Origin of the sequence: Limnofasciculus baicalensis BBK-W-15 (genome assembly GCF_024178385.1) — a bacterium.
GTDB lineage: Bacteria > Cyanobacteriota > Cyanobacteriia > Cyanobacteriales > Coleofasciculaceae > Limnofasciculus > Limnofasciculus baicalensis.
Genome location: NZ_JAMZMM010000157.1, coordinates 1 through 13,777, shown reverse-complemented (window position 1 = coordinate 13,777; position 13,777 = coordinate 1). Strand labels below are relative to the sequence as shown.

Genomic DNA, 13,777 nt, shown 5'->3' with positions numbered 1-13,777 from the left:
GGACAAGGGGGACAAGGGGGACAAGGGAGTTTTAACTCAAAACTCAAAACTCTCCTCCCCCACACCCCACACCCCACACCGGGGACAAGGGGGAGTTTAAACGGACTTCGTCCCGCAACGCTCTCCAAAACTCTCCCATTTCCCATTCCCAAAGATTTAGCCAATTGCGCCGGAAGTCCAAATATGTAAAAATGTGAAGCGTGTGGATTACATCTTCTCCAACCACGGCTTTGACACCAACTACTGTTGCCCTAGGAAATTTTGACGGCATTCACCGAGGGCACGAACAGGTTATTCAACCAATTTTGCAGGAATCTAGAGCTTCAACTGCCCTAGAAGAGCAAAAAGGACTAGACAATTTAGACGAATCGAACTTCAAGGAAACGTTGCCAATCCGAAATGGTGCAGCGAATGACCATGTTTATGCTACAATGGCAACCTTTTATCCTCACCCCCGCGAATTTTTTTCGGGTGAAGCGTGGAAACTCCTGACACCAAGGGCAGAAAAAGTCAAACGGCTTAGTGTCTTGGGTGTGGAACAATTGGTGCTATTGCCATTCGATCGGGAACTTGCTTCCTTAACTCCGGAGCAATTTGTCGAAAAGATATTGATACAACAGCTAAAAGCTACCCATGTTAGTGTGGGGGCAGATTTTCGCTTTGGCAATCAACGGTTGGGAACTTCAAACGATTTGCGTGCGATCGCGTCTTCATTCGGGGTTGATGTTACCATTGTACCGCTCTTCACTTATGAGGGAGAACGTATTAGTAGTTCTTTGATTCGCGAATCTCTCGAAACAGGGGATATTGATAAGGCAAACCGACTCCTAGGAAGATCCTACTCCCTCACAGGGGTTGTAATCAAAGGACAGCAGATGGGCAGGACAATTGGATTTCCCACTGCAAACCTTCAACTACCCCCAGACAAGTTTTTGCCCCGACATGGTGTATACTGTGTCAGAGTCAGTACTTCCTCACTCTCATCCCTGGCATCTGAGCAGTTTGGTGTGATGAATATTGGAATGCGCCCTACTGTAAATGGCACTAGTCTGACAGTCGAGATTCATCTGTTAGATTGGACTGGTGATTTATATGGGCAAACATTAATAGTGAGTATAGAGAAGTTTTTGCGCTCAGAAGCCAAATTTCCTTCTCTGGATGCCCTCAAAAGCCAAATTCAGGCAGATTGTGCTGCTGCACGAGTTTATTTTGGTAATGGGCAATAAGGAATAGGGTTAGAATATGGCGGATAGTTTATCACTTCCAGAAGATTATAATGATTTTCTGCGCGAACTAAAAGAACGCATCCGCAGTGCTAAAGTACGAGCGGCACTTTCTATTAACCGGGAATTAGTGCTAATTTACTGGCAAATTGGACAGGATATTTTAAATCGGCAACAACAGGAAGGATGGGGTGCTAAAGTTATCGATCTTTTAGCGACTGATTTACGCAAAGCTTTCCCTGAAATGAAGGGTTTCTCATCTCGTAATCTTAAGTATATGAGGAGTTTTGCGGAAGCTTACCCAGATTTGCAATTAGTGCAAGAGGTGCTTGCACTAATTAGTTGGTATCACAATATTGCCTTAATAGAGAAGGTGAAAGCATCAGAGGAACGTCTGTGGTATGCAAGAGAAACTATCAAAGAAGGATGGAGTCGAAATGTATTAGTCCATCAGATAGAAAGTGGACTATATCGGCGACAAGGAAAAGCTGATACTAATTTCTCTCGTACTCTGCCAAACCCCCAATCTGAACTAGCTCAACAGTTATTAAAAGATCCTTATAATTTTGACTTTATCAGTTTAGGAAAGGAAGCACATGAGCGAGAATTAGAGAAGGCTTTAATAGAACGTATTCGCGACTTTTTACTTGAGTTGGGGGTAGGTTTTGCTTTTGTGGGTAGCCAGTATCATCTGGAGGTGGAAGGGGAAGATTTTTATATTGATTTATTATTTTATCATTTGCGTCTACGTTGTTTTGTGGCGATCGATTTGAAGGTGGAAGCCTTTAAACCGGAGTTTTCGGGGAAGATGAGTTTTTACGTTTCGGCTGTGGATGATTTACTCAGACATCGGGATGATATGCCGACTATTGGGATAATTTTATGTAAGGATAAAAAGCAAAAGATTGTGGAATATGCTTTACGGGATATGAATAAGCCTATCGGGGTTTCGACTTATCAATTGCGGGAGGCTTTGCCGGAGGAGTTACAAGGAAGTTTGCCGACTGTTGAGGAGTTGGAGGCTGAGTTAGAGGCGGTAGATGTGAAAATTGAGGAGGAAGGATAAAATGGGAAAGTGGGAAGTTAGGGGCGATGATTTGGGGAAATTTTAGGAGTTGGGGTATGGGAAATAATTAGATAGATTCCTCAATCCAATTATTAGCGATCGCTAATAATAATGCTATTATTTTTATAAATTTCATGATTTTAATACTCGATCTGTTTATGGAAACGACAAAATTAAGGATTGATGCTAATGATATCCTGAATGTCTGATTTAGAAACCAAAAAAACCAGCTTCAGTAAAGGCTCGATCTAAATCATTAGCCAAACCAAAAATTTCAGCCCACTGCCATAAATAATCAAAGTCAAGTAGTTCACCTTGGACTTTGAGGATTCCCAAAACATCACGCCATTGTTTTTCTGAACCAGATTGCAGCCGCAACCGCAACTTATTTAAAATAACATCTTCTGGGGAAGCAAAATATAGCGCCGTATCTTCAAACTCAATCGCCCGTCGTCTTGAAAATTTTAATAACTCAAACTCATCACTTCCAGCTATAATTAGATCGGCACGACTAATACTCTCTATATCCGTAATTTGCATAATTTTTATCCGATCCGATTTTACATCATCAACACCAGGAACATAGAAACCCGCTTGACATAGTGCATCGTTAAGGCGATCGATATCAAGGGGAGAAATTGCCATTACCAAATCTAAATCCTGTGTGGTGCGGGGTTCACCATAAGAAATTGCAGCTACCCCACCAGTGATGTAATAGGAAATTCCTAAGCCCTCAAAAATGGGATGGAGTTTGACAGCTAGCTGTACCGAATCCTGAATCCACATGGTAAATTCTCCTGTGGGAATGTAATTAGAGGGGCAATATTCTTGCAACCACGCTAAAGCAATCTTTTGGGCGAATTGAGTTGGGGAAAGATGAGAAAATTGTTGCCGTAGGGAAAATAATGAGAGTTTACGGGCGCTTTGGGTGAGGGATGCTGCCATCCTCAAACGTTCACTACAAGTTCGTCTCCTGAGCAAGTGAAATGTCAGTAAATCTGTTTCTACAGTTGTGTCTTCAGCCTGTGGGCAGTATCCGGGATGGACAGAGAATTTCGGTATGGTTTGAATCATTGCGATCGCTGATATTTCGTGAAAGTATTGAAGTTAGGATAAAACGAGACCACACTCTCTGTCTTCAAGATAATTAAACGCGATCGCGGTTGATACAAATGAGGAGTTAAATCAGGATAAATCCTAATATATCTGAGTTTAACCTATCATGAAGTTGTGCGGTTAGTAATAATAATGCCGCTGATGATGATTGACATGCTAAAGATATGGACTAAGGAAATTTCTTCACCTATAATAAGCCACGCAGCAATACCGCTGAAGACTGGAATCAGGTAATAAATTAAGGCTGTGCGGGAAGGACCAATTATGATAATTGCCTTATTCCATGCTAGAAAAGCTACCACAGAGGAAAGAATCCCGACGTAGAGTAAGGCAAGCATGATTGAAAGATTCAAGACAACAGGATGATAAATCCAACATTCCAGTCCATAGAAGGGTGCTAAGAACAACAACCCTAAACTAAAAGTGCATAAGTTGAAAGTTATCATACGCATAGCGGGCGGCTTACGCTTTACCAGCATGGTGTAACCAGCAAAGATTATCGCTGCCAACAGCATATACAAATCGCCAATAGCGAAGGAAATACTTAACAGCCTCTCTAACGATCCTCCTGTAATCAACAAGAGGACACCAATCACCACAACTATGATGCCCGTAGCCCGTGTTAAAGAAATAACTTCGCCATAAAAGAGACGAGACATGAGTACGATAAAAATCGGAGAAGAAGCGGCGATTAAGGATAGGTTCATCGCCTGTGTTGTGTGACCCGCAATGTAAATCAAGGTGTTAAAAACAGTCACACCTGACAACGCAGATACGGCCAAGTAGGGGAGATGTTTTTTGACTAGTTTCCAGTCTTCAACTGTCACGCGGAGAGCGAATGGTGTCAATGTTATGACAGCAATCGTCCATCGCCAGAAAGCCAAACCTACTGGTAAAATATCCTCATTAAAAGATCTAGCAATGATGAAGTTGCCAGCCCAAATTATAGTGGCAACTACCGCTAATAAATAACCCATTGGCACTAGATAGTTAGGTTGTGCTTGACCCAATATACCCCTACTCCCGTTTGATATTTTTCGTTTCATTATCCTTTATTATCCCGCTGTGTCTTATGCTTCCTCTGTAGCCTTGAACCCTGGACTATCAATTAGCATTCTTATTCATTTAATGAGGAATATTCAAGACAAGATGTAAAGTAACAATCACTCACCAAGATTGCTATTTATCAGACCTCAAGGAAATTGACGACCCATTTTGCGACCAGTTGAGCGTCGGAGTCATCATCCAGCGATCGCAAGCCAGCGGAGAACACGGCTTCTTCCATGAAATCTTTCCGGCGCACCATTAACGCCTGCGTGTAAGTCTTTTGATGCTCTGGATGTCCCTGAAAAGTCAAGACAGATTCACCGTATGTGACGACACTATAAGGGCAAAAAGAATTTCCCGCGATCGCCGTCGCATTCTTAGGCAATTTAATCACTTGGTCTTGATGGATCACCGACAATTTGAAACTATTGGCAATGGGTATCATCCAAGGTTTGGTTTTATATACCTCACTTTTTGCCAACCCAACTCCCCAACCTTTAGGCGATTTGTGTACTACTCCGCCAAGTGTCTGCGCGATTAGCTGATGACCGAAACAGATCCCAATCAACTTTTTCTTGGATTGTATGTAGAGATTACGGATAAACTGAGAGAGTGTGTATAACCAGGGAGCCTGGTCATAGGCGCTAGCTTTACTGCCAGTGATGAGGTAGGCATCACACTCAGAAATGTGTTGTGGATAAATCTGCTGCACCACGTCATAACGGCTAAACGCAAACTCTCGGCACTCCTGACGCAGCCATGCTTCCACCATATCAGCATAGCTGCCAAAATCGTCTATGAGATCATGGGAAACTTGATCGGTCTCTAGTATCCCTATTCGCATGACAAACTCTCCTCTACAACCTGCTGTGGGAGCGAGAAACGCTCGAAGTTTTGCACTGGAATATGAGGCACCTGTTGTAGCCCTAGAGACTTTCTTAACCACAGTAGAAAGTCATGATGCGGTTTACGGCTGCTGTGCCGATACATCGTTCCCTCGCCTATCTGGGGATAGCACTGGATAGATCGACGACCAGCCTCAAAACCTTCAATGAGATCGAACAGTCTGAGCATTGCCAAATGTAAGCCACGGCAATATAAATGCTCATCATTGTCGTGTGGGTATATTGGTGGTTTCACAATTTCAATAATTTCGCCTCCATCCAGTTGAGGCGAGACCACATGCAGCGTTGCCGCAATCTTGGCGTAGTCTGCGTTGTAGTAAGCGAAGAAGATGCAGTGATTGCCTCGGTAATCGGGAAGATAGCCCCCATGCACATTGATCATGAAATCTGCTGCATGGATGACTTGTTTAGGGATGTACATGGTGCCACACACCACCGTGAGATCGGGTTTGAAATCTCTGATGGCTTCGACCGTCTCTTGAGAGCCTATCCAATCAACGTATATGTTGTTTATCTGACCAGTATTGCGTATAAGCGGTGAGAAATAGTCCCACCGATAGCGGCTTCTACCAGTGAATTTTTGGCGATTAATATGCCAGTACCGAAACAGCCAGTCGGTGTATCTAGCCTTTTGCCAAAGCCTTTTGTACTGGTCTTTACCTGGTTCTATAATAGCGCCTACTAGGTCAAATCGAGCCGCGAGTTCTGATATCAGATAATGGTGTTGTGGATCATCGGAACATAGCGCCAATATACGCAGGCGATCACCACAAGTGTTAACAGTGGTATAGCTATTTTTAGTTTTTCTAATCACGATAGATATATTCCAGTACTGTCAATGTTCACACAAGTTACCTCTCATCTACACCTACGCTGTTTCAGTAAGCGGTTGTGTTACAAAAATTTTAAGTTACTCCATGTCTAGAGTCCATTTCTAAGAATTAGGAAGCGTGTCCTCCCGATAGCATCACAAAGTTTTTGGCGATTAAGCTGATATGCAGCTAAATCGAATAATTTAGCTGCTGCAACCCAATCCTTGCTTAGATCCTCCGATCAAATTAAATACATCGCAGCTTAAACCATCTCACTTCCACCTAGCAGCCACTGCTGCTACTTCTGTAAAATCTAGCACAACGCTTCTATAAGCCAACATCCCCATAATCATTGCGCCACAGGAGTTTCGATGATTTGTCGCCGGGGAACTTGAGAGTAAAAGGAGGCAAAGCGGTTCGGATGATAGAGATGATGCATGGGATGCAATTCCCCTCGGAGTGCGGCCAGCACCGCCTTGGCAATTGCTGGCGATTGCGTAAAACCCCCCGTATTGTGTCCACCAGTAACGATCAATTTGCCGTCACTGGTGGACTCAATAGCCTCAAAAACCCCAAGACTGGTGGATGTCCATGGACGCACGCAATATCGACGGCTTGCCTCCAACAATCCACTTTGCTTTGCTGCCTCGTAGGCAGCAGGGAAATAGCGTTTAATTGAATCCTCTATGCCGCAGTACATCGCTTCGAGATCATCGGGAAGAATATTACTGGGGTCAAGACCAGTGTAGCCGTAGCCCGAGCCAAAGATCAAAATCTCTTCTCCTTTAGAATCTGTGGCTACGGTGACATTCGCATCTTCCGTGATGTGACCCTTGCGAGCAATTTTTAACGAATGCTCTAACTTCGGTGCTAGATTCGGAATAAGCATCCATCCACCTAACACGCCCTGAATTTTGTTCTCCGTTTGTGTACCTCTCAGGAATCCACTACCATATACACCGGGAGAGATGACGTAATTATCTGCGGTAATCGTATGATTGCTTGACTCCAAGCCGATTACAACGCCATGGTGATTCCGAATAATTTTTGTAATGCTCTGATTCCAGAAACATTGGACACCTACTTTCTCCAAACGCGCAAGTAACTTGGCGATGAATTTATGGACATTCAGGGTAAAACCAACCACCTCCATTGCGCCAGCAACTACGCCGTTGGCACAAGCATCTGCTAAGGCGGGGTATATTTCTGTCAACTCTTCGGGCATGAAGGCACGTCTCAAAGACTGTATTTTTCTATGGCGTTCAATACTTTGTCTATAATGTGCTTCGTCTGAGTACAGACGGACAATGCCTTCTCGGAGTTCAACGCCTTGGAATAGTTCGGAAGCGTTCTCGATCAAGTCTTCCCACAAGGGATGGCTTTCATGATTGAAAGACAAAATATCATCATTGTATACATTTGCCAACCATGGGGGAACTGCTTCGTACTCGTGTATCCATGTCTGTTCTGGTATAGAGATATTATTTATATCGCAGATTACCCATCCAGATTCCGACACTTTACTACCGAATAAATTGTTGAAGTGAGCGATCCCTGTAAAGTCTTTGTCGTTATAATTATCAGCTTCAGTGAGGGTAAACATCCTCGCGTCGCCGCCCCCGCGCGTACAGCCATATCTTGACCAGTGTTGAGATTCCCTAGGATCGGGAGAGGCATCATAAATCGTAATGCTGTAACCCGCTTCAGTCAAATAATAGGCGGTTATAAGATTGACAATGCCCGCACCGACGAGCACAACAGATGCTTTTTGACTTTCAGAAATGACACTCTTAGTGTATAATCCCCCCCCCACACAAGTCGTTCGGTATGGACACGTTCAGCCACGCTCAGTGGCTGGATATCGGGATGAATCCGATCATTCAGTGCTGTAGTAAAAACCGGAACACCTGCAAACCAGGACTGTCGAGCCTCACCATCCTGGTGGATGTTACCTTTTTGCACAATGAACCGTGCTGACTTGGGCGTTGCGGATACCCAACTTTGAACAGCCTGCTCATCCGGCAATTCTTGAGCTATCAGAACATCAGGTCTAAGCTCAGTCAATGCCTTTGTTACGAAACGGCTTCCCTTGGTTTGCAAGTCAGGGCGATAGATAACGTTGTCATTAAGGATTGCAAGCAGAACATCTTCATCAACTGGGTAAGCAATCAAGATTCGCATACTGAACCTCTGGTCGGTGTACTTTATGGGGCTGCAAGCCCCTGTAAATAAAGCTGGAAAGTTGACAGGGATTTGGTTTTACGTCAGTGGTTGTGATAATTCACCAACTTTTTATACCCCAATCATTCCTTACCCTAGTTGACTACTCTTTTGATGAATATGAGGAAAACACGGATATTTTCCTAACTACATAAAAATTAAAGCCGTGTTTTCTCGCTTGACAAGTTTCCGTAAAGTAGTGTATGAGACATTTATCTCTCAATCTAATGAAAGAGCAGAAAGTAGCGGCGGCAACTGAGCAGAAGACGCAATTGTTACTTGACAGGCTGGATCAAATCTGATGATGTTGGCTACAGGTTGATACTCCAAAATTTCCCAAGAAATATCGTCCGGTAACAATCACCCCCAGGGAAGCTCTTGAAGTTTATAGCCCAAAAGAAAAAACGGGCTAACCCGAAAATGGTCAACCCGCAAGCTTGGGAACGCCTAGATGGACTACTACTTTTGCAGAACCAATTTGACATTGGCATTTTGCAAACCACGTTGCTTAACATCAGCCAAAGTCTTGTTGACTGCATACTTTTGATTGATCGAGTTGATCAACTCGGTTTGGTTGTGCTTCTTAGCAACGCCCCAAAGGTCAGCAATCAAATCAAAAGAACCATCGCTGTTGCGAGACCAGCCTAAATCGTATTCGCCTTCGAGAACAGCAACGATATCAGAACGAACCCGCTGACCGTTATAACCACGGACATCAGCATCAGTCTTAACCGAAATACCAATGTCACGGAGGGAATTCTTCAGAATTTCGGCATCGGTGATTTTGGTGCGGAGAGTGCTAAAGTGAGACATGTGAATTTCCTCCAGTAGAGATAGAAGAGAAACGACAACGTAACGTGTTACTTTGGCAATGAGCCGAGTCTACAAACTACGGCTTGGATCGAACTGCTAGCTCTGGTGAGGCTAGCCTTTACTCCTGTTGGGAGCAGGAGAAAGCTTGTTAGAACTCCATTCGCTGATATTCAGCAACGGAGGACGCGGCAGGTCTAGCTCGCTGTCTCGCCCAATCTCTCAGGGCTGTTACCTGCTCTGTCATTGTCCGGGAAAGCGGCAAGGTTGATTTAATTGCAGCGATGATATCCAATTGGGTAAATTCCCGGTCTTGAGCAAATGCTTCGTACATTGCAGCGATTATGCCTTGCTCAATTTCCGCACCAGAAAAACCATCGGATACTGTCGCTAACTGTTCTAAATCAAAGCGGGCTATCTCACGCCGCCGCTTACTCAGGTGAATGTTAAAAATTTGTTGACGTTCTTCGGGTGTCGGTAAATCGACGAAGAATATTTCATCAAAACGTCCTTTACGGAGGAACTCTCCAGGCAAACGTTCTACTCGGTTGGCTGTTGCCATTACGAATACCGGAGAAGTCTTTTCTTGCATCCAGGTCAGAAAGGAACCAAAGATCCGACTTGAAGTACCCCCATCCGAGTCAGCGGAACCACTAGTCCCAGCAAAGGATTTATCGAGTTCGTCAATAAATAGTATAGCTGGAGAAATCGATTCTGCGGTTTTCAGGGCATTGCGCAAATTAGCTTCGGAGCGCCCTACCATGGAACCGTCATATACCCGCCCCATATCCAGGCGCAGTAGGGGCAAACCCCAGAGGCGAGATGTGGTTTTGGCAATCAGTGATTTTCCACAACCGGGAACTCCTAAAATTAACATCCCTTTTGGTTGGGGTAACCCATATTCTCTGGCTCTTTCAGTAAAAGCATTAGACCTCTGTCTCAGCCACCGCTTCAGCTCTTCTAAACCGCCAATAGAATCAATTGTTTCGTCTTCTTCAATATACTCTAAAATCCCGTTTCGACGAATAAGTTGCTTTTTCTCAGAAAGGACTATATCGACTTCTGCTTCAGTCAAACGCCCCACTTTTACATGGGCTTTGCGATAGACTTTCTCAGCTTCATCCTTTGTCAATCCTAAAGCAGCCCTCAGCAACTTCTCCCTGGTTTCTGTAGTGGTGCGACGGGTTTTAGTTTGCTCCAACTGATGAGATAACACCTGATTGAGTTCCGTCATATCTGGTAACAGAAAGTCCAGAACAACTACTTCCTTTTCCAGTTCAATCGGGACATGCTGGACTGGCGACATCAGAATGATTGCCTTCTGAGCCTCCTTGAAACTTGCGATCGCATCTCGTAACCACCGAGTTGTTGCAGGAGAATCAATAAACGGATGTAAATCTTTAAATATATATATACCAGGTTCTTTTTGTTGAATAACCCATTGAATAGCGGCTTCTGGAGAGACCGTGTTGTGCTGGGTAATGTGGCGGGCTTGACCGTATTCAATAATTCCATGAGTCACCGTCCACAGAAAAACACGTCGCTGGTTCGCTTTTGTTTGTGCGATCGCGGCTATTGCCTGTTCTGCTCTTTCTTCCTCAGAAGTGACTAGGTAAATTAGCGGATATTGAGCTTGAATCAGAATACTTAGCTCTTCTTGCATGACCCTCGACCTATTTAGAAACGGAATAACCACTGTCCAAACATCAAAAGAGCAACACAGTCAGCTCTTCATTTCAACACATCCATCCATCCCTTGGAAACTAGCAGGGAACTAACTGTTCTTCTCCTTCTGAGTTAGCTTTCGCTTTAGCAGAAGAATTTACTTCTTCCCTCACTTTTCCTACGGATAGCTCATCATCTAAAAGACCGGGTTGCTGTTTCAGGGAAACCATTTCACCATCTTTTATGACTACAGAGCTGGTACATTCAGGACAACTGTATACCTGATAAGTATTCCCGTGGGAGCCTTCTACCTCCTCAACTACCTCCGGATGGTGCATATAGAATACGATTGCTCTCTCAACCATTGCCGACATTGAGTCTAATTCAACAGCGGCTCTAATTTTGAGCTGGCGGTGAAGTCCTGGCGGGAGATACAACGTAACCTTTTGCTTGTCTTGCATATAAATTTTCAATCGTTTTACCCGGGTATGTATTTCAGATTATCGGTCTTTTTTCTTCCTGTCAAGATGCTAACCCAGTATAACGGCATAATTGTTACATTTCTTTACAAACAAGAGTCTAGTAAAGGAGATTGGGAAGCTGAAAGCCTTATTTTGTATAGCTTACTCCCAGGATTTAGGCAAAGCATCTATCTGTAGGGTGTGTTAGCGCAGCGTAACGCACCATCCCCACTAAGCTGTTAAGCAGCTAAATTGAATAATGAAGACAGGGAGTGGGTTTTTTGGAGTAGGGAGTGGGGAAGGATTTGAGCCAATGCGACTCTTTTTCAGAATAGACAATTTAACTGCGCAGCAGCTTATTAGTAGTTTTCCTGTGTAAGTCCTATGACTGATAGATTTGCAGCGTCAGGAGGTAGCGACCAAGCTGCACCTTATCTGACCATAATTCATAATCAAGCTCCAGGCGTTCCGGGAAAGAGCGACCCTCTAGCTTGAGAAACCTGGTATAGTTACGCAGTTGTAATGACTGATGACCTTTATTATGGTCTCCTTGCAGCCAATAGCGACTCATCCCGAACACCCCTTGCTCCCAGAAGTGACGATAACTTAAGTTTTCGTTTCCCTGCATAGTCATATTGACGCGGTAGGGTGAAATTTCCAACCAGAGGAGTCGGTGTTCCCCTCTTTGAAGTGGTTTCGGAGCTTCGGTGGTTAATGGTTCATTCTCCCATCCCTGAAGAGCAGGTTCCCTCAAGAGTAGATGAAACCGATTTTGACCTTTGTGATAAAGGGTAGCGTCGTTTTGAACAGTGAACCAAACGGGCAAGTCTGTGGATATAACCGAAAGACAAACGGGTAAGCGGTGATGGGTGAGCATGGAAGAGGAGATAAAATAAGGTGAACAGTCTCGCTTTATCCTTCATACTAAGATTCTGAGCCATCTGCCAACCGTGTTTTTACGAAAATTTCCAAAGGGGGTTGCCAAAATACAGATAAGGTTGTTATGATAGTTAATCGTGAGCAAGGTTAGTTACACATTCCTCAGTAGCTCAGTGGTAGAGCGGTCGGCTGTTAACCGATTGGTCGCTGGTTCGAGTCCGGCCTGGGGAGTTTTTGGAGTATAGGTTAAGGGGAAATGGAAATCTGATTTTCCCCTTCAGTTTTGTATGGCACATCGTGCAGCGCTCTACAACTTAGAATAGAGTAAACGTCCGCATTCCAGTATTTATAAGGTGAGTCGCGCAGCGACTATATTCGTATAGTGTACAAAGGATAGACAATTCCTATCCAAAGTCAAGGCTAATCTATCTCAGTTTTCCCTAAGACACCAAGATATCTTGATTATTCTGAGGGAGAAAGAATTGTTTTGTCAAGTTATTATTACGGATAAAATCTGATAAAATAGCTTGAACAACAGGGACACTTACTGCATTACCAAATTGCTGATATGCGGCACTATCATCTGGATGAACAATATAAGACTCTGGGAAGCCTTGTAATCTCGCACATTCACGGGGTGTTATCCGTCTAATTCGCCCATTATGGACAATACCCAACTTGTTGGGATCGGATGATGTCAGTGTGATGGAAATACTTTCAGGATCGAGAAATTTAAAAATCTCGAAAGACATATTTCCACTAACAGGATTATATCTGCCATCTACTTCTTTGAGATATTTTTTGCTAATGAGCGCTCGAATAATATCTTGAATATCCTCGCGATCAAAAAAAGTCTTAATTTGTGCAATAGTTAAACTTTTGCCATCTTGTTGTACACCAAATTCCTTATGTCTTCTATTGGCAATTAAAGCATTCATAAAGTCTCGTTCATCTTTATTGCATTTTCCTTTAATACCCAAATCCCAAGAATGAAGGGAATTCCCGCCACGAAAGTCAATCAGACGAACCCCATGTAGCTTGGTAAGATCCCCATCTACAGCCTCAAAAAGTTGTTGTTCAAATTCCCTTGAAGGGTAATATTTTTCAGGAACTTCATTTGATAAAATATCTTTTACTCTCACAATTGGATAATTGCTGGAAAAAAGACTTAGTTGAGCTAACTGTTGCTTAAAAGCATGGGAATCAGTTGCGCCTCTATCGGATCTAAGTGTAATTATTGGTTTTTTACCAATCACTCCCAGAATATAAATGCGAACGCGATTTTGGGGTACGCCAAAGTTACTGCTATTTAGTAAAAGATAATGAATACCATAGCCAATATCTTGGAGTGAGTGGACGATTGTTTGGAATGTTCTGCCACCATCGTGGGTTGTCAATCCGCGCACATTTTCCAGAAGAAAACCTTGAGGTTTGTATTTGTTTAGTAATCTCTCAACTTCCCAAAAAAGTGTGCCTCTTGTATCGCCAAATCCTTGCTGTTTACCCGCATAAGAAAAAGGCTGACAGGGAAAGCCAGCTAGGAGAAAATCAAAGTCAGGTATTAGTTCAATTT

General features: G+C 43.6%; 14 protein-coding genes and 1 tRNA gene. 4 read left to right on the top strand and 11 right to left on the bottom strand.

Annotation, left to right across the window (positions count from 1 at the left end; all coding sequences use genetic code 11):
* The 3 genes from NJ959_RS16015 to NJ959_RS16005 all read left to right on the top strand — a co-directional run.
* Positions 1 to 189: hypothetical protein (locus NJ959_RS16015; protein WP_254012739.1), on the top strand; the 189-nt coding region annotated here is incomplete at its 5' end.
* A gap of 11 nt (positions 190 to 200) precedes the next feature.
* Positions 201 to 1,226, top strand: a complete 1,026-nt coding sequence (locus NJ959_RS16010; protein ID WP_254012738.1) for a bifunctional riboflavin kinase/FAD synthetase — start codon at positions 201 to 203, stop codon at positions 1,224 to 1,226.
* A 16-nt stretch (positions 1,227 to 1,242) separates the two neighbouring features.
* Positions 1,243 to 2,289: a PDDEXK nuclease domain-containing protein gene (locus NJ959_RS16005; protein ID WP_254012737.1), complete on the top strand. Its 1,047-nt coding sequence runs from the start codon at positions 1,243 to 1,245 to the stop codon at positions 2,287 to 2,289.
* 210 nt (positions 2,290 to 2,499) lie between these two features.
* Here NJ959_RS16005 and NJ959_RS16000 read toward each other — a convergent pair whose 3' ends face one another.
* The 10 genes from NJ959_RS16000 to NJ959_RS15955 form a co-directional block, all read right to left on the bottom strand.
* Positions 2,500 to 3,363: a hypothetical protein gene (locus tag NJ959_RS16000; protein WP_254012736.1), complete on the bottom strand. Its 864-nt coding sequence runs from the start codon at positions 3,361 to 3,363 to the stop codon at positions 2,500 to 2,502.
* A gap of 146 nt (positions 3,364 to 3,509) precedes the next feature.
* Positions 3,510 to 4,451, bottom strand: coding sequence for a DMT family transporter (locus NJ959_RS15995; RefSeq protein WP_254012735.1), 942 nt, complete (start codon positions 4,449 to 4,451; stop codon positions 3,510 to 3,512).
* Between the two features lie 140 nt (positions 4,452 to 4,591).
* Positions 4,592 to 5,296, bottom strand: a complete 705-nt coding sequence (locus NJ959_RS15990) for a glutamine amidotransferase-related protein (protein ID WP_254012734.1) — start codon at positions 5,294 to 5,296, stop codon at positions 4,592 to 4,594.
* A complete protein-coding gene (locus NJ959_RS15985; protein ID WP_254012733.1) occupies positions 5,287 to 6,171 on the bottom strand; it encodes a formyl transferase in 885 nt (294 codons plus the stop codon). The genes NJ959_RS15990 and NJ959_RS15985 overlap by 10 nt, the downstream gene beginning before the upstream one ends.
* Positions 6,172 to 6,518: 347 nt before the next feature.
* Positions 6,519 to 7,925 carry an NAD(P)/FAD-dependent oxidoreductase gene (locus NJ959_RS15980; protein ID WP_254012732.1) on the bottom strand — a complete coding sequence of 469 codons (1,407 nt, stop codon included), beginning with the start codon at positions 7,923 to 7,925 and terminating at the stop codon, positions 6,519 to 6,521.
* Positions 7,892 to 8,350 (bottom strand): hypothetical protein, encoded by a 459-nt coding sequence (locus tag NJ959_RS15975; protein ID WP_254012731.1) that lies wholly within the window; start codon positions 8,348 to 8,350, stop codon positions 7,892 to 7,894. The genes NJ959_RS15980 and NJ959_RS15975 overlap by 34 nt, the downstream gene beginning before the upstream one ends.
* A gap of 498 nt (positions 8,351 to 8,848) precedes the next feature.
* Positions 8,849 to 9,202: a DUF1257 domain-containing protein gene (locus tag NJ959_RS15970; protein WP_254012730.1), complete on the bottom strand. Its 354-nt coding sequence runs from the start codon at positions 9,200 to 9,202 to the stop codon at positions 8,849 to 8,851.
* A 148-nt stretch (positions 9,203 to 9,350) separates the two neighbouring features.
* Entirely contained in the window at positions 9,351 to 10,862 is a 1,512-nt protein-coding gene (gene ycf46 / locus NJ959_RS15965; protein ID WP_254012729.1) for a stress-responsive protein Ycf46, read from the bottom strand.
* Between the two features lie 100 nt (positions 10,863 to 10,962).
* On the bottom strand, positions 10,963 to 11,325 hold the full coding sequence (locus NJ959_RS15960; protein ID WP_254012728.1) for a slr0373 family blue light stress response protein: 363 nt from the start codon (positions 11,323 to 11,325) through the stop codon (positions 10,963 to 10,965).
* 382 nt (positions 11,326 to 11,707) lie between these two features.
* Complete coding sequence (locus NJ959_RS15955; RefSeq protein WP_254012727.1) at positions 11,708 to 12,202, bottom strand: hypothetical protein; 495 nt, start codon at positions 12,200 to 12,202, stop codon at positions 11,708 to 11,710.
* A 161-nt stretch (positions 12,203 to 12,363) separates the two neighbouring features.
* Between NJ959_RS15955 and NJ959_RS15950 the strand changes: the two genes are divergently transcribed.
* Positions 12,364 to 12,435: transfer RNA gene (locus tag NJ959_RS15950), tRNA-Asn, on the top strand.
* A gap of 209 nt (positions 12,436 to 12,644) precedes the next feature.
* Here NJ959_RS15950 and dcm read toward each other — a convergent pair.
* Positions 12,645 to 13,777, bottom strand: a 1,133-nt coding sequence (gene dcm / locus NJ959_RS15945) for a DNA (cytosine-5-)-methyltransferase (protein ID WP_254012726.1), incomplete at its 5' end; no start/stop codon positions are given.

Excerpts from the sequence above, each read along its gene's own strand:
- NJ959_RS16005 (WP_254012737.1), top strand. The coding sequence starts at position 1,243 with ATGGCGGATAGTTTATCACTTCCAGAAGATTATAATGATTTTCTGCGC.
- NJ959_RS16000 (WP_254012736.1), bottom strand. The coding sequence starts at position 3,363 with ATGATTCAAACCATACCGAAATTCTCTGTCCATCCCGGATACTGCCCA.
- NJ959_RS15995 (WP_254012735.1), bottom strand. The coding sequence starts at position 4,451 with ATGAAACGAAAAATATCAAACGGGAGTAGGGGTATATTGGGTCAAGCA.
- NJ959_RS15990 (WP_254012734.1), bottom strand. The coding sequence starts at position 5,296 with ATGCGAATAGGGATACTAGAGACCGATCAAGTTTCCCATGATCTCATA.
- NJ959_RS15975 (WP_254012731.1), bottom strand. The coding sequence starts at position 8,350 with ATGCGAATCTTGATTGCTTACCCAGTTGATGAAGATGTTCTGCTTGCA.
- NJ959_RS15970 (WP_254012730.1), bottom strand. The coding sequence starts at position 9,202 with ATGTCTCACTTTAGCACTCTCCGCACCAAAATCACCGATGCCGAAATT.
- ycf46 (WP_254012729.1), bottom strand. The coding sequence starts at position 10,862 with ATGCAAGAAGAGCTAAGTATTCTGATTCAAGCTCAATATCCGCTAATT.
- NJ959_RS15960 (WP_254012728.1), bottom strand. The coding sequence starts at position 11,325 with ATGCAAGACAAGCAAAAGGTTACGTTGTATCTCCCGCCAGGACTTCAC.
- NJ959_RS15955 (WP_254012727.1), bottom strand. The coding sequence starts at position 12,202 with ATGCTCACCCATCACCGCTTACCCGTTTGTCTTTCGGTTATATCCACA.